This is a genomic window from Paenibacillus nanchangensis, from assembly GCF_046543445.1.
In the GTDB taxonomy this organism is placed as follows: Bacteria; Bacillota; Bacilli; order Paenibacillales; family Paenibacillaceae; genus Paenibacillus_AQ; species Paenibacillus_AQ nanchangensis.
In genome coordinates, this window is sequence record NZ_JBHOFD010000008.1 from 110,636 (window position 1) to 126,196 (window position 15,561).

Below are 15,561 nucleotides of genomic sequence, written 5' to 3' on the forward strand. Positions count from 1 at the left end.
CCTTCCTATCTGCCGACGGTGCCGGTAGAGTTGATTAATTTATCGAGCAGTTGGTCAAAAGTAGTCATAAACCGGGCTGCCGCGCTGTACGCATGCTGGTACATGATCATGTTCGACATTTCTTCGTCCAGCGACACGCCGCTGACCGATTGCCGGCGGCTGTTCACCTGCTCCACCAGAAAGTCCGCATTCTGCGTCTGACGCGCTGCTTCCTGTGACTGGATACCGAGCTGACCGACCATTGAGCTGAGGTACGAACCGATTGTGCCCGTCTTAGACTTGTCCGCGGCTACGAAGTTGCTGTCCTTCAGCGTTGAAACAAGCAGCGCCAATGTGTTGTTCCCGCTGATGACCTGCACGTTGCCGTTGGTATCCTTTGTAGCGCGCAGGGAAGTCGCAAACAGGCTTGGATCTTCGGCGATCTCAGGATTCAGCTTAATGTTGCCCGCAGTGATCGGCGCTCCTACTGGAGACGAAGTAAAGAACGGCCGGCCGGTGCTGCCGTTCAGCGCATAACCAAGCTGATGCAGCCCGTTCAGACCTTTTACGGTTGTCTTCAGATCGCCGTCAAGCGGATCGGGTACAGCCGAACCGGCAGCCAGTTGAATGACGGTGCCGTCCGATTTGGTAATCGTGGAATCCGTATCAACCATAGTGCCTGCTGGCAGCGTCGAGCCTGCCGGAATTGTAACCTCCACCTGGCCATTTGCCAGTGTGTTGGCCATGTTGTCCAGCTGTTTTTTGTAATCCGCAACATAAGTCCGGCTGGAAAAAATCATCCCGTACGCCTCGCCGCCCCGCAAATCGCCGGTAGCGTAGGCATTGTTCAGGAATGCGGTGTCGACCGCCGCAGATACGGCTGCACCCTGCACCAGCGGCAGGCCGCCCATGGAGATGTTGTACCCGTTGTCGGTATCGACCATGGTGATATTCACAATTTTCGAGAGCTTGTCGACCATCAGGTCGCGCTGGTCGCGCAGGTCGTTGGCTTTGTCGCCCATGCCCTCGATTTTGTAAATCGCCTGATTCAGATCCGCGATTGAGGTTAAATATCCTTGAACTTCCTGTCCTTTTACAGTCAGGTTCGTCGCCAGGTCATTGTCCAGATTATTGAGCTGATTGCTCATATAGTTCATGGCGTCCGTCAGCGCCTGCGCCGTTTGGGTGACGATTTTGCGAGCTGTCGGGTCCTGCGGATTTTTGCTCAGATCAGACCATGATTTCCAAAAGTTATCCATAACCGTCCGGATGCCTGTCGTAGACGGTTCGTTGACGATAGCCTCCAGCTTGTCCAGCGTGTCGGACTGGATATTCCAGTTGCCGAAGCCGGCGTTCTCGCCTCGGTATTGATCGTCGAGGAACTGCTCTCGGATCCGGTCGATGGACGTGAACTCCACACCTGTACCAAGCTGGCCGGGAACAGTCGAATGGTTCAGGCCGTACGGTTCAATCGGAAGAGAAGCCGTCATCCGCACCCGCTGCCGCGTGTAACCTTCGGTATTCGCGTTGGAAATGTTGTGTCCTGTCGTTGCGAGCGCCGTCGTCTGCGTGAACAGACTGCGCCGGGCCGTCTCGATCGAATGAAATGTCGATGTCATCTAGCTTGCTCTCCCTTCGGTATACACCGTTACTGACATAAAAGCATTCAGGTTTGTCCGCTGTGCTCGTGCAGAACCCGCCCTCCTGCGCCGCTGCTCTCCAGATTCAAGAGTTCCCCCGCGGCATGCAAGAAGACCAACACTTTTGCCTGAATGCAACATAAATTCGGCACAGGGGTCACCCCCTGGCGTCAAACAGCCCTGATGTTCCGTTATGATTGCTCCGGTCGGACGGATGATGATACGTGATGTCCTGATTCGGCCGGCCAACCAGCAGATCCAGAGAATAATCTATAAAAAGGAGCGATTGCTCAATCAGTTTCTGATTCAACTCATTCGCCTGCTTCAGCTTGGTCAGCGTTTCCGACAGCTTCTGCTGCATACCGAGCAGCAGCTGCTTCTCTTCCGGATCAAACACCAGCCTCGACAGCTCGGTCAGATTCAGATTCAGCGGCGAACGGATTCCCACCTGCTGCAGCAGTGCATGAGCTGCCTCGGCCCGCTGTTCTTCTAGCTGTCCGATCAGTTTCACATACTTTGATTCCCTGTTCATGATTTCGATGAGTTCTTCAACCTTGTTGTCCATAATTGCTTGTTTCTTGGAAGCGGCCAGGTCCAGCATTTGCAGATGGACTTCGTCCAGCCGCTCCAGCAGTTCGATCAATGTTGAGATTGCCATGGATTGGATCACCTAGTTTTCGGGGAGCTGTCTGAAGTAAGGGGCAAGTTTCTCGGCGAGTACGGAGGCGTCCACATTATACGTGCCTGCGGCAACCTGCTGCTTCAGGCTTTGAATCCGGCTGGCGCGTTCGGTATCGACTTTGCCTTCGGCCGCTTGGGCTTTGAGCAGATTCATTGCTTCGGCAGAAAAAGATACCTCGTCCTTGCGTGCGCTCTTCTTCGTCTGTTCCAAACGCTGGGTTTCCGCGTTCCGGTTATACGGGTTAATCGCGCCGATTCGTCCGGTCTCGTTTATTTTCATACCTTCCACCTTCCTGATTAAATAAAAACACCGATAATCATTACTAAGTTTATCGGTGCGTATTGAAACATTATTTATAGCTGGAAACGGTTTTTTTTGATGGGATTAATCTCCACGCAGTTTATCGATGGCCCGGTAGGCCCCTTGGCCCGGCTGTCTGGAGGCGTCTCCGACAGCGGTTTCCTTGGACGCGCTCATCAGATCTTTGGTCAATCTGGAGCGGCAGCTGTCGCACATATGCCCTTCCCGGATCAGGGTTCCGCATACCTCGCAAGGGTACATCATATTCGGCGCATTGGCAATGGAAATACGGCCCTCCCGAATAAAGCGGGTGATCTCCTTAATCGGAATGTCCGTGGCGTCGGACAGCTCCTGAATGTTGGCCTGCCGGTTCTCGCGCAAATATTTGACGCAGATCTCATATTGGGCTTCTAGTTCTTTCATGCAAGGCTGGCAGAGCTCCACAAGCCCCCGTACATACAGCCGCCCGCATCTTGGACAGTTATCGAGATTCATAATTCGGGAAGGCGCCCCTTTCTCTCTAAAATAGCCTCGAATTGCACGTTTTATGCTTCTAGATTACATGATTATAAGGTGTTCGTCTATTATTCCTATCGGTTGTTTACGATTTTTATGTTATAGGCTAAGGTGGAAGGAAAGAGGATTCCTTATACAGATTTAACCAGGAGGCGTATGGAGAAGTGAACCGTGTTTTAATTGTGGAAGATGATGAACAAATCGGCCGGTTGGTCGACAGATACCTGACCCAAGAAGGACTGCAATGCATAATTGCAGGCGATGGTAAAAGCGCTCTCGCAAGCTTTGAAGCCCAAGGGCCGTTTCAGCTGGTTGTGCTTGACCTGATGCTGCCGGAGCTGAGCGGACTGGAGGTGCTGCGCCGGATTCGCTCCGTAAGCCGTGTTCCCGTGCTCATCCTGACGGCCAAAGATAGTGAAGCCGACAAAATTATCGGTCTTGGCAGTGGAGCTGACGACTATCTCGCAAAGCCATTTAGTATATTTGAGTTGACCGCCCGGGCCAAAGCCTTGCTGCGCCGTTATGTGGAATATACAGAAGAGGGGTATAGCCGTGTGCAGCGGGAAACAACTTCCGCCATCGTCTCCGGAGATGTCGTTATCGATCCTGATGCCTGCACCGTAACCCGTGCCGGTCAGCGCCTTCCTTTAACAGCAAAAGAATTTAAAATTGTGGAGTTGCTTGCCTCACATCCCCGTAAAGTATTTACCAGGGACAACCTGTACGAACGCATTTGGGGAGAGAGCTACGAGGGCGGAGAGAACACGGTTTCCGTGCACATTCGCAGGTTGCGGGCGAAGCTGGAGGAAGACCCCGGAAATCCAAAACGCATTATAACCGTATGGGGGATGGGCTACAAATGGGGGGAAGAATGAGCCTCTGGATCGTTTGTATTCTGCTGGCGGCCCTGGCTGGAGCGGCTGGCCTACGATTGATTCGTTTAAAAAAGGAGCTCCGGCAAATGCGGATAAGTCTCCTGGACAGAATCGGCTTTGATACCTTGCCCCGATCGTCTCCCAACTTCAGGCTGACGCTGCGAACGACCGATGAAGGGCTGGCCGGGCTGGCCGCGTCAATCAATCTTGTGTTGGATCGGCTTCAGGAGGCGGAGTCGAGAACCCGTGAAGCAGAGAACCTGCACAAGCGGCTTGTGTCTAATATATCCCACGATCTGAGAACCCCGCTAACTTCCGTTCTCGGATATCTCGAAGCCCTTCTTGCCGATGAGCGCCTGACGGAAGCTGACCGGCGTGAATTCCTCTTAATTGCCAAACAAAAAGCGGATTCGGTGTACAAGCTGCTGGAATCTTTTTTTCAGCTCTCCAAACTGGAAGCGGGGGATACCGAACTTACTTCCATACCGGTTGAAATGAATAAACTGATTACAGAGACGGCGCTGGGGTTATACCCTGAATTTCAGCGTTTGTCGATCACTCCTGTGATCAGCCTTTATCCTGAACATAAGCTGTATGCTCAAGGTGACCCGGTCGCCATAGAACGGATTCTGGGCAATCTGCTGTCCAATAGTCTGAAATACGGCTATTCAGGAGGCGAAATCGGTGTGTCCCTGGGCAAAAAAGGCGATAGGATCCAGCTGGAGGTCTGGGATAACGGTCCGGGTATTCCCTCGTCTGAGCTGGGGAAAATTTTTGAGCGGATGTACAGAATGGAGCCCGCCCGTTCCCCGCGGCAATCCGGCAGCGGACTCGGCTTGACGATAGCCAGGCATCTCGCGGAACAGATGGGCGGCAGTCTGTCCGCTGTATCCGACCCGGGCAGGCGGACCTCTTTTATTTTGTCTCTCCCCTCCGCTTCAGTGCCGCAGTCCGCGGCAGTTAAACAAAACGTAAGAAATTCGTAAATACAGCGTAAGAGGATTGCCGTATCTTATCCATATCAAATCCAAGCAGAACAGGAGCGGTAACTCGAAATGCTGTTACAAACAGAGGTATTAACAAAACAGTACAAAAAGCACACGGTGGTGGATAATCTTCATCTGACTGTGCGGTCCGGCGATATTTACGGATTACTTGGGCAAAACGGGGCGGGAAAGACGACGACTTTGCGCATGCTTCTTGGGTTGGTCAAGCCTACCTCTGGACAAATCCGATGGTTCGGCCAACCTTTGAACCGGCTGCTGCTGGGCAGGATCGGCTCCATTATTGAAACGCCTGGCTGTTATCCGCAGCTTACTGCAGCCGAGAATCTGGAGCTTCACCGCCGAATGCACGGGATTCCTGAAAAAGAGTCGGTTCAAGAGTATCTAAAGCTGGTCGGCCTGGAAGCCGCCGCGGGCAAAAAAGCCGGCCAGCTCTCGCTGGGTATGCGCCAGCGGTTGGGAATCGCCCGGTCCCTTATGCATCGCCCGGATGTTCTCCTTCTGGACGAGCCGATCAACGGCCTCGATCCTGTAGGAATCAAGGAGACACGCGAGATGATCATGGATCTTCAGCGCAAACGGGAAATGACCATCCTCGTATCCAGTCATATCCTCGGGGAAATCGAACTGATGGCCAACCGGATCGGCATCATGCACCGGGGCAGACTCATTGAGCAGCTGGATGCGGATGAAATACAGAGCAAAAATCGCCATTATCTGGAACTGAAGGTTGACGACGATAACAAGGCCTCCGTTGTTTTGGAACAGGAACTGGCAACTCAGCAGTTCAAGGTCTGGGAACGCGGCGTCATCCGGGTGTACGATACCACGCTGCCAAGCGGAAGAATCAACCGTATTCTTGTTGAGAGCGGCGTGGAAGTCAAAGAGTCAACGCTTCGTACCGACACGCTGGAGGACTATTTTATCCGGGTCACAGAAAATAAGGAGGGGAGATAAATGCTGTATTGCGAATGGCTGAAGTTCCGCAGGTCGCCGCTTTATTGGGCTCTTCCGGCAGTCTCCATATTCGGACCCGTACTGTTTCTGATCCTGCGAACCGGGGAAGGCGGGACAATGTCCTGGGCGGACTATTTAGCAAACAACAGTCTGATTTATATCGCGTTTCTCGCGGTGGTCTGGGCGGCTGCGCTGTCCGTTCAAATCGGCGCACGGGAGTTCATGGACCATACGGCGTCGGTTCTGTATACCTACCCTGCCTCGCGTCACTCCATTTTACTGGTAAAAACAGGGTTCGCTTTCCTTATCGTTACTGCGAGTTTCCTGTTGGAATTTACCGCTACTTACGCAGCAAGCGCCATTTATAAGCAGCAGTTGATGCCGGCCGGGATACTCCGTGAAGAGCTCGTGAAGTTCGCCGTTTCCGCTTTCGGGCAAATGGCGCTGTGTGCGCTACTTCTATGGGTTTCCCAGGTGGCTCGTTCCTTCTTGATTCCAATCCTGCTGTCTCTACCGGTTATGCTCTCGAATATCATGTTAGGCCTTTCGCACAGTCCGTATTTTGTGTACTCGCCGTTCCAGGCTGTTGCAGCTCCTTATATGGCGAATACCTACTCCGTGTCGAAAAGCCTGCTGTCCAGCGGGATCGTTTTGGCCGTTTCCGTTGCACTCATGATGATTCATGCCTCCAAAGCAGATGTGACAGATTGAAGCGGATTGATGGACTGGTGCAGACTGGATGCCGCTTGCACAGGCACAGGCACAAGCCTGATCCACCTCAGCCGCTCTCCGCTCAAACTTACGACCTGGCCCATGTAACACTCGTCACCTGAACCGGAACTCCCGCCCGCTCCGCTCCCGCCCGGATCACTCTGGCGCATGCCCGAAGCGTGCTGCCTGTTGTGTAAATGTCGTCAACAATGACAATCTGGACGGGGGAAGCGGACGCGGGTATTTTTGCTGCCAGTAAGCGCAGCAGTATCACATCAGCCTGTTGTTCCAGGCAAAAAGCATCCTTCATATTGCTCATCCGTTCCGCCCGGGTCTTGAAGCTCTGCTTGTCCGTATGGTGGGTGCGCTTCAGCAGCGGCAAAAGCGGGATACCCTCCCGGCTGCTCAAAGTCTCCGCCAGCTTCTGCGCCTGGTTGAATCCCCGTTCCGCAAGCCGCGCGGCACTGACCGGAACTGGAACAAGGGCGTCGGCTTTCCATTTGAGACCGCCATCTCTTGTCCTCGTTCCATTAAACCCATCACGTCCTGCTCCTTCCATCAATCGCCCCATCTCCTCCTGAAGCAGCCGGTAGGCTGGCCTCATCATGGCCGCCAGAACAGGAGCATAGCGTTCATCGCCCCTATATTTAAATTGTGCCAACCATGTCCTCATTTCGTCACTGTAAGCTACGGCGCTCCGATTGCGAAAAAGAGCTTGCTCCGGTTCCGCTCCGTTCCGGCAACAGTCGGGACAGCCGACATGCCGGCCGCAAATGATGCAGCGGGGATTCCGGATCCAAGGAATCGCACCGGCACAGGAACGGCACACACCGGCATAAGGCGACTCCGATCGGCTGGTCCGGCCGCAGGTCAGACAAGCTGTGGCAGGCGGGGTAAGCAGCCGGCTGAGAAGTTGGGTGAACTTATTTTGAGTCATGCGTTTGTCCTTTCGCGGGAAGATAACCTTTTTGGCGGCCAATCCGGTTCATTGTCCGAATTTCGGCGATGGCCCCCCGCTGCGCGCGGGTCCAATTCGGTGAAACAAAGCGTACGCGTCCAGACGGGTCCTCCTTGGACCGTCCCGCCCGCCCGGCCATCTGCACCAATGAAGCCTCATCAAACAGGCGGTCGTCGGCATCGAGAATGATCACGTCGCTTTTAGGCACGGTAACCCCCCGCTCCAAAATTGTGGTCGTGACCAGCAGCGCAAGCTGGCGCCGGCGGAACGCCATTACCTTCTCCGCCCGCCTGGAGTCCTGTGAGGAAGTACCGTCCATAGGCACTCCAGGCAGTGTCCGGCGAAGCAGGGCAAGCAGCGGGCCTATTTGATAAATTCGAGTTACGAATACAAACACTTGGGCGCCCCGCTCCAACGACGCACGCAGGGTCTTCACTAATGCGGACGCGAGCTGACCGCGTTTCAGTGCTGCCGCTACAGGCTCAGCCGTAATCCGTACCGGTACCGGAAGCGGGTATCCGTGATAACGGACGGGAACCCGGGCATGAGCCAGCCTGCCCCTGTCAGCCGCCTGCTGGAGTGGCTTCGGCGGCGTAGCCGACAAAAACACAAATGCGCCGTCAGGGCGCCGGCACTGCTCTGCCGCGTAGGCAAGCATGGGATCATTGTGATAGGGATACGCATCGAGTTCATCAATTATGACTAGATCAAAAGCATGCCAAAACCGCATCAGCTGATGCGTTGTTGCCAGCGTGATCCGGCCGGCCGCCCAGCGGTCCGGGCTGCCGCCGTACAGGACGGCAATGCGCTCGTCCGGGAACGCCCGCGCAAGCCGGGGCGCCAGCTCCAGCACGACGTCGCGCCGCGGCGTGGCTACGAGCGCCCGCCCGCCTCGGGCGAGCGCCGCTTCGAGGAGCGGGAAAATCATTTCGGTTTTTCCCGCTCCCGTTACGGCCCAGAGCAGGAACCGCTCTGGGGCCCCTGGGGCGGAGCTGTCCAGGCGCTCCGCCAAAAAGCTGAGCGCGGCGCCTGCGGCTGCGCCCTGCGCCGCGCTCAGCCCCCACCGCCGCACCGCATCGGCGGTGGCGGGGACGCCGGCCGCGTGCCGCACGGCCGGCCCGGGACGCGCTGCGCCGCGCAGCAGCAGCGCGCAGGAGCGGCTGCGCCCGAGTGCGAGGCAGGCCTCGCAGTAGGCGCAGCCCAGGAGGCCGCACGCCGCGCAGGGCGTGCGGGCGGTGGCGGCGCTGCCGCAGCGCAGGCAGCGCGGAGCCGCGGCGCGGGCGAAGACGCGCCGCAGAAAGCGCATGGGCACCGGGGCTGCGCCCTCCGGCGCCGCCGGGCGCGCCGGCTGACTGGCCCTAGCAGCGGTGGTTTCACTCACCGCCGCCTCCAGCGTCAGCCATCCGCGCATACAGGCGAGCTCTGCTGCGTGCGTCCAGCATCCGGCCAGCGCCGGAAGCCGTTCTTCCAGCAAGCTCTCCACTTCATGCTCCAGCAGCGACCGCCCACTCAGCACTTCAGCCAGCGCAGCTGCCTCAGCAAGCAGCTTGTCCGGCTCCCGGCTATCGCCTCGATCTTTTTTTTGGTTTATCCCCTCCGCTTCTCCACCCCAAAACGTAGGAAGAGGACCCTCAGACGTAAAGTTTTCCCTCTCCCTCCCCTCCCCCGCAAACCCAAACCGCTCCACCTCCACCTCCGCCTCCGGCCATTTAGGATGGCACACATCAAGGTGCGCGATTTCCGGCCGGACGGATACCATCCTCAGCTTGCGCTCAGCCGCCAGTTCCCGTCTTAAAACGTGCCGAATATACGCTCCCCATTTTTCTGGTCCCCAACCAACCGCCTCCTTCGTCGGCCGTACGCCATAATCTCTAAGCCTAACCGCCCAACCTAGCGGCATGGAACGGCAGAGCACAACCCACCCACTTGCACCAGACCGCCAATCATTATAATCCGCCGTCTCACCTAGCCACCCTTTACCCGCCTCTCCATCCAAAGCCAAATAAACGTCCCATCGGCTCAACTCATAAACTGCATACACCGTTACACGCATATGCATGCTCCTTTCCGTCTACATAGTCAAAAAACAAAAAAACACACTCCCCCTCATTTGGGAAGTGCGTTCTTCACACTGATCCTTCTATTCGATTTCCTACCGGCTCTAGTGGCTTCACCAGTTATCCACCAATGTATAGCATTATTTACCACACCCTGCAGGTTTCACCCGCTCTTCCATCTTACCTCTGTTTTCCGCTTTTTACCAGCCAAGCCTATCCTTTAACAAGTTAAGCCCCTCTACGCCACCCTTACTTATGCCGCACTAGTTCTCATTCGCCCTTCTGCCCTTATACCGCGCTGGCTCTATCTGTTCTTCTGCCCTGGAAACCGCATGCAGTGCTGCGGGGCATCCGTACCGTACTGCCGCAGATCCATGATATATCCGCTTCCGGCAGCGCCGGAAAGCTCCACACCTGCATGCGTACCGAACCGGAAATCCAGCCCGCAGGCATTCCTGCCCGCCAAAGCGGCGATACTTTGGGTTTGGTCCGTCGAGCCGTCATCCATCAGGGTCACACGAAGCGCTTTGCCGGTGAGGCAGGCATGCAGCGCCAGCGACCGGACGACGCCTTCGACAACGGATTCATGATTGCGCGTAATCACAACGATATGCGTCCAGCCGCCGCGCTCCGAGCTTGGTTTTCGCCTGGCCCACGCATGCAGCGCATGAACCCCAAACGCTGCCGAAGCGTAGATCAACACGATCCAGATCAACTGGGCTGCCATGGAGATGCACCTCCTCTTATACCGTCACTATATGCCGGTATAAGCTAGTCGGTGCGCCCCATATCCGGGCGGATGTCCTGCTTGGCCAAAGAAAGACGGCAAGGACCAAGCGGATTTTTGTGTACGACTCTGAGCTTTACTCAATATATAGAATGATCTTACGAAGGACAGTTAAAGCGGGACCGTCACTGCAGCAAATTTGGGATTTCCGGTTGCTGTATTTTCGGAGCTTTTGTGAAACGATGTTTTAGCGTTTTATAAAAATAGAGGAGTCTGCACTGCCTTCTTCAAAAGACAAAGGCGGCACAAAGGCCGCCTCGTAAGTTATGTAAGTATATCTGTCCGTCCTTCGGCGGCCCGCATGTGATTACAGCGTAACCCAACCGTATTTGATCGAATTAATAACCGCCTGCGTGCGGTCGTCCACTTCCATTTTCTGCAGGATGCTGCTGACGTGGTTTTTCACCGTTTTTTCGCTGATAAAAAGGTATTCGCCAATCATCTTATTACTCTTGCCTTCAGCCATCAGACGCAGCACTTCAGCTTCCCGGCGCGTTAGCGGGTTGTTGTCTCCTGCAACGAACTTGACGCCGGCTTCTTTGACGCCCGTTTCGGCCATCGCTCCCGTTTCGTTCAGGTAAGTCATTCTGCGCAGCTGGTTGATGAGTTTGCCGGTTACCTTAGGATGAATAAAAGCATGACCTTCATACACGGAACGAATCGCATTAATCAGCGACTCCGCCTCCATATCCTTCAGCAGGTAGCCGTTAGCTCCTTTGCGCAGCGTCTCGAATACGTAACTCTCATCATCATGAATCGACAAAATAATGACTTTCACATCGGGAAACAGCTCACGCAGCTTCTCAGTGGCTTCCACCCCGTTCTCCACGGGCATATTAATATCCATCAGGACAATATCAGGTTTGTTCGTGTTGCAGAACTCCAGCACTTGAATGCCGTCACCGCATTCGCCGATAACCTCGATATCTTCCTCCATGTTTAAAATGCGTTTCAGCCCTTCCCGGAACAACTGGTGATCGTCCGCGAGAAGCACCTTGATGGGCGCCTTGATTTGGTTCTGGTTCTCCATCACACTACTCCTTTCCTTTCTCCACGTTTGTTGGTATGTGTATTATGATTTTGGTGCCTTGATTCTCCGCCGACTCGATTTCCATTCTCCCCTCGAGCAGCTCCACGCGTTCTTTCATGCCTACCAGGCCAAAGCTTTCCCGGCTGTTCTGCTCCCGCCGCATTTTTTCGACGTTGAAGCCGCGTCCGTTATCGTTGACCACAATTTTGATCAGCTGCGCCTGATACGTAATTTCAACGATGACATAACTCGCGAACGCATGCTTGGCTACATTAGTCAGCGCTTCTTGGACAAGCCGGTACACGGCTGCTTCCATGGCGGATGAAAGCCGGTGCTCCTTGCCTTTGGTTTCGAACACGGTGCGGATTTTTGTCTTCTCCTCATAATCGTGCACGTATTTTCGCAGTGTCGGAATGAGTCCCAAATCGTCGAGCGCCATCGGACGCAAGTTAAAAATGACCTTCCGCATCTCTTCCAGGCTAGAACGCACCTGTCCTTTTAAGTCTACTACTTCGTGCTGCACCAGTCCAAATTCCTGCTTTACCAGCATTCTTTCTACAATTTCCGTCCTTAGGACTAGATTCGCCAGCATTTGAGCAGGACCGTCATGGATTTCCCGGGCAATACGCTTTCGTTCTTCCTCCTGCGCCAAAATAATCTTAAGTCCAATGATCTGCCGGTTCTTCGCGGACTCCACAATCCGGGTCACCTGTCCCAGTTCCCCTGACAAGTATTCCAGGACCACGCTCATCTGCGATCCGATCGACTCGGCGCGTTCAACCGAGCTCTCGACCTTACGCACCCGTTTCTGCAGCTCGTCCCGGCGGCTCCGCAGGTAAGCTTCCCTTTCCCGGGCCATCATCAGTTCGAGCTGCAGCTCGGTTGCTTTTTCATAGGCAATGCGAATATCCCGCTCCGTGTAGCGCACGAAATCCCGGCTTACCTCGGTCAGCCGAATTCTGGAGCGGTGATACTGCACCTCCAGTTTGTCCACCTTTTGCAAGGTTTCGTCCGTTTCATCCATGACGCGCTCCAGCTCTTTGGTCAACGCAACAAGCTCATCACGCGCAGCCTCCAAAATTTCGAAGATTTGATACTTGCTGCTCTCCATGACATCTATGGTGTTCTTGATGACGCGGTCAATGGCATCTGCTTGATATTCCACGGACGATTGGCCCCATTTCTTTCAAATATCTATCTTTATTATATTAACATATCACGACTCAATCGTTACGGTCTTCGTGTTTTGTTCCCAATTTACCTTTAATCCGAGCTGTTCCGACACCAATCTAAGCGGGACTAAAGTCCTACCGCTAATGAGTAAAGGCGCAACTTCGGCAGACTGCCGTTTTCCATTCAGCACAAATTCTTTTTGACCAAGCGTCAAATCAAGCACTTTGGAGCCGCGCAGCACTAGAATATGCTTTGTTGCCGGGTCCCAGAACGCCTGCCCGCCAAATGCGTCGAGCACATAACGGATCGGCACATAAGTGCTGCTGTCACGCATAATTGGAGCAACTTCAATCGATTTTTTAGTACCATTCACCGAAATGGATTTTTGCCCGATCGCCATCAGCGCTTTGCCTTCCGGCAGGCCGGCATCACTGGAGAGGGAAGGCATTACGAACGAAATGTTGTCAAAAGCGACGGTTCCTGTTTTCGCCCGCTCATCCTGCCCCTCTTCCACGTTGACCACATACAGCCGTTTCATTTTAGCGGGGAAGGCGATATTTTGTCCGCTCAGGTCGATGCTCAGTTTCTTCCATCCGGTCCAGTCGATGACCTTGGCCAAATCTACATAGACGGTTTTGCCGGCATTGTCGACAAGCTCCGCACGGAGCCAGTTCAGGCTTTTATCGCCCATGACATCCAGCGTCATGCTGGTGGCGGCTGCGGGAATCGTTTTTCCAGTTGTACCGTTTAATTGAGCGTAAGCATACATTTTGCCGGTTCCTGCCGTCATATCATAGGAAAGAGACAGCACTTTGGAGGTCTGCTCGCCGCTGCCCTGGGCAATTTGTGCGGTGCCGGTTACACCGGATGCATTGGTTGTAAAAGCAATCGGATAATTTACATTTTCAAAGTTCTCCCACGAGCTGGCTGCCGCCTTGGAGAGCACAATCGCCGTGCTAAAGCCGTTGTACCGGGCGATGGCATATCCTGTGGTAACTCCTTCATTTACAGAATCCACTTTCAGCGTACCGCCTGCCACGCTGCCTCTGAAGCCGTAAAACTCCCATTTTAGCGCGCTGTCCGGAACCGTGACGTTATCTCCGTTTCGTGTAACCGCCGTAACTGGCACGGATAAGGAGGTTCCCGCAATAAGCGCTCCATTGCTGGTTCCCACCTTCAGAGAGGTTAAATCATCCCCGCCGAGGACAGTAACCTCCGTCTTGGCGCTGGCTGCGCCGCTAACTGCCGTCAAAGTGGATTTCCCCGGTTTTACGGCCGTAATTTCACCGCCGCTGACCGCAACGTTGCCATTGCTTGATTTCCAGGTGGTGTTCCCTGCGTTCATTTCGATCGGGTTATAATACGTATCGTAAGCTTTTAGCGAATACGAAGCTTTTTGGCCAATCAGCAGGTAGGAATCTCCGCTAATTTTAATCCCCTTCACGTCGCCTTTAGGCGCACTCGTATAGACACCCAGCCCGTTTACAACGCTGCGCTGCTCCGTGCCGTATTCGGTTTTGAAGGTCAGCTGGGTGGAGGTTTCGCCAAGCGGCCGGTCCACCATCGTCGTTGAGCCGCCCCCGTCCAGGTTGAGTCCTTTCCAGACTCCAATTTTGGTCATAAAAGACTGCAGCTCCGACAGCGTCATCCCGTCGCTGTCATTGTTTTTCTCAACTGCAATGATGTACACATAACGCCCGTCCTGGGAATAACCAAGCGCTGTCCGGGCCCGGGAACCTCCAATGCTGCTGGTTGAACGGGAAAACGAGGTCGCCTTGCCGCTGCTGACCAGAATGGTATGTCCGCCGATCATCGTCTGCAGCGTGGCCGGATCAACCGTCTGCTGGTTCGTTTTGGAACGGAGTGCATAAGCCGTTGACACCTTCTGTCCCACAGCCAAATGTTCGGTGATATACTGGGATGCCTTGCCATGGGCACGCAAAATATACGCTCCCTTCGGAACGGTGATCGGCAGCGCCGTGCCTTCCGAGACTTTAGTTACAACTCCATTTTCCACTAGAGCTTCCGTTGGCGTGGTGTTGCTGTTTTTGGGCCGTTCTTTGGCTGCCCACGCATCGGTGTATATATATAAGGCATTGGAATGACTATAGTTGGAGCTGGCCCCCTCGGGATTATACGCAGCTTTATTGATGCCGGCCAGCGGGAATTCCGCTCCGTCCTCCGACATAACCTTGCCTTCAAATGAATATTCATCGATCATCGGCTTACGGTCTTTGGTCAAGGTAAAGGCATACAGCCCTTCCAGCTGCGAAGGCGTAGAAACCAGCGTGCCTGCGGTTACTTGTCCGCCAATCGGAGCACCTTCCGCCCCTGTGTTAAAATAATCCCCGTTCACCGCGGCTACCGCCCCGTTTTCCTTGGCCATGCCGCCAGTACTTTGGCGGGTGGTCAGCTTGCCTCCTTTTCCCGTCATCACATCCACGGATACATAAGGGTTGTTCAGATCAACCCGGATGACGTCCGCCAGCCCAGAAGCTTTGCCGGTGGAGCGGGAAGAGGAATATTTATATTTCATCATGATTGCGCCGGAAGTGATTACTTCTTCGCCCAGTTTGTTCACGCTGACCGAGGCGGTCGCCGCCTCCGCGATAGAGCTCCTTGCTCCAAGGGGCCAACCGCTTGTCCATTCGCCTGCGACAGGCATAAACCAGATTACCCCGGCCAGCGATACAGCAACCCACTTCCGGGCAGCCTTTTGCCGCCCCATCTGACGCTCTCTCTTATTCAACGTACGGATATTCTTTCTTTTCATTGCAGCATAACTCTCCCATCTCTAGTTTTGCATCATACAGCATCCGTCTACCAGACTCCGGGCTTTTCGTCTATTTTCCCGGTACACCATTAATAGACTAAAATAAGCCGAAAAAGTTA

At 54.5% G+C, this 15,561-nt stretch carries 14 protein-coding genes; 4 read left to right on the forward strand and 10 right to left on the reverse strand.

Going from position 1 to position 15,561, the window contains the following annotated elements; genetic code table 11:
• Positions 1-5: 5 nt before the first annotated feature.
• From flgK to ACE6ED_RS08195, 4 genes are all read right to left on the reverse strand, one after another.
• Positions 6-1,598: a flagellar hook-associated protein FlgK gene (gene flgK, locus ACE6ED_RS08180; RefSeq protein ID WP_410826616.1), complete on the reverse strand. Its 1,593-nt coding sequence runs from the start codon at positions 1,596-1,598 to the stop codon at positions 6-8.
• 178 nt (positions 1,599-1,776) lie between these two features.
• Entirely contained in the window at positions 1,777-2,277 is a 501-nt protein-coding gene (locus ACE6ED_RS08185; RefSeq protein WP_410826617.1) for a flagellar protein FlgN, read from the reverse strand.
• A 12-nt stretch (positions 2,278-2,289) separates the two neighbouring features.
• A complete protein-coding gene (gene flgM, locus ACE6ED_RS08190) occupies positions 2,290-2,580 on the reverse strand; it encodes a flagellar biosynthesis anti-sigma factor FlgM (protein WP_410826618.1) in 291 nt (96 codons plus the stop codon).
• A gap of 105 nt (positions 2,581-2,685) precedes the next feature.
• Positions 2,686-3,096 carry a TIGR03826 family flagellar region protein gene (locus ACE6ED_RS08195; protein WP_410826619.1) on the reverse strand — a complete coding sequence of 137 codons (411 nt, stop codon included), beginning with the start codon at positions 3,094-3,096 and terminating at the stop codon, positions 2,686-2,688.
• 185 nt (positions 3,097-3,281) lie between these two features.
• Between ACE6ED_RS08195 and ACE6ED_RS08200 the strand changes: the two genes are divergently transcribed.
• From ACE6ED_RS08200 to ACE6ED_RS08215, 4 genes are all read left to right on the forward strand, one after another.
• On the forward strand, positions 3,282-3,992 hold the full coding sequence (locus ACE6ED_RS08200; protein ID WP_410826620.1) for a response regulator transcription factor: 711 nt from the start codon (positions 3,282-3,284) through the stop codon (positions 3,990-3,992).
• An 86-nt stretch (positions 3,993-4,078) separates the two neighbouring features.
• Positions 4,079-4,978, forward strand: coding sequence for a sensor histidine kinase (locus tag ACE6ED_RS08205; RefSeq protein ID WP_410826621.1), 900 nt, complete (start codon positions 4,079-4,081; stop codon positions 4,976-4,978).
• Between the two features lie 69 nt (positions 4,979-5,047).
• Complete coding sequence (locus tag ACE6ED_RS08210; RefSeq protein WP_410826622.1) at positions 5,048-5,953, forward strand: ABC transporter ATP-binding protein; 906 nt, start codon at positions 5,048-5,050, stop codon at positions 5,951-5,953.
• Positions 5,954-6,664: an ABC transporter permease gene (locus tag ACE6ED_RS08215; protein ID WP_410826623.1), complete on the forward strand. Its 711-nt coding sequence runs from the start codon at positions 5,954-5,956 to the stop codon at positions 6,662-6,664.
• 88 nt (positions 6,665-6,752) lie between these two features.
• On the opposite strand, the gene ACE6ED_RS08220 is transcribed toward ACE6ED_RS08215, so the two are convergent.
• From ACE6ED_RS08220 to ACE6ED_RS08245, 6 genes are all read right to left on the reverse strand, one after another.
• A complete protein-coding gene (locus tag ACE6ED_RS08220) occupies positions 6,753-7,325 on the reverse strand; it encodes a ComF family protein (RefSeq protein WP_410826624.1) in 573 nt (190 codons plus the stop codon).
• 262 nt (positions 7,326-7,587) lie between these two features.
• Entirely contained in the window at positions 7,588-9,675 is a 2,088-nt protein-coding gene (locus ACE6ED_RS08225) for a DEAD/DEAH box helicase (protein ID WP_410826625.1), read from the reverse strand.
• Positions 9,676-9,983: 308 nt separating this feature from the next.
• Positions 9,984-10,406 carry a glycosyltransferase family A protein gene (locus tag ACE6ED_RS08230; RefSeq protein ID WP_410826626.1) on the reverse strand — a complete coding sequence of 141 codons (423 nt, stop codon included), beginning with the start codon at positions 10,404-10,406 and terminating at the stop codon, positions 9,984-9,986.
• Positions 10,407-10,773: 367 nt separating this feature from the next.
• Positions 10,774-11,496: a response regulator gene (locus tag ACE6ED_RS08235; RefSeq protein ID WP_410826627.1), complete on the reverse strand. Its 723-nt coding sequence runs from the start codon at positions 11,494-11,496 to the stop codon at positions 10,774-10,776.
• Positions 11,497-11,500: 4 nt separating this feature from the next.
• Positions 11,501-12,661, reverse strand: a complete 1,161-nt coding sequence (locus ACE6ED_RS08240) for a sensor histidine kinase (protein ID WP_410826628.1) — start codon at positions 12,659-12,661, stop codon at positions 11,501-11,503.
• 51 nt (positions 12,662-12,712) lie between these two features.
• Positions 12,713-15,397: a stalk domain-containing protein gene (locus ACE6ED_RS08245; RefSeq protein ID WP_410826690.1), complete on the reverse strand. Its 2,685-nt coding sequence runs from the start codon at positions 15,395-15,397 to the stop codon at positions 12,713-12,715.
• Between the last annotated feature and the right edge of the window lie 164 nt (positions 15,398-15,561).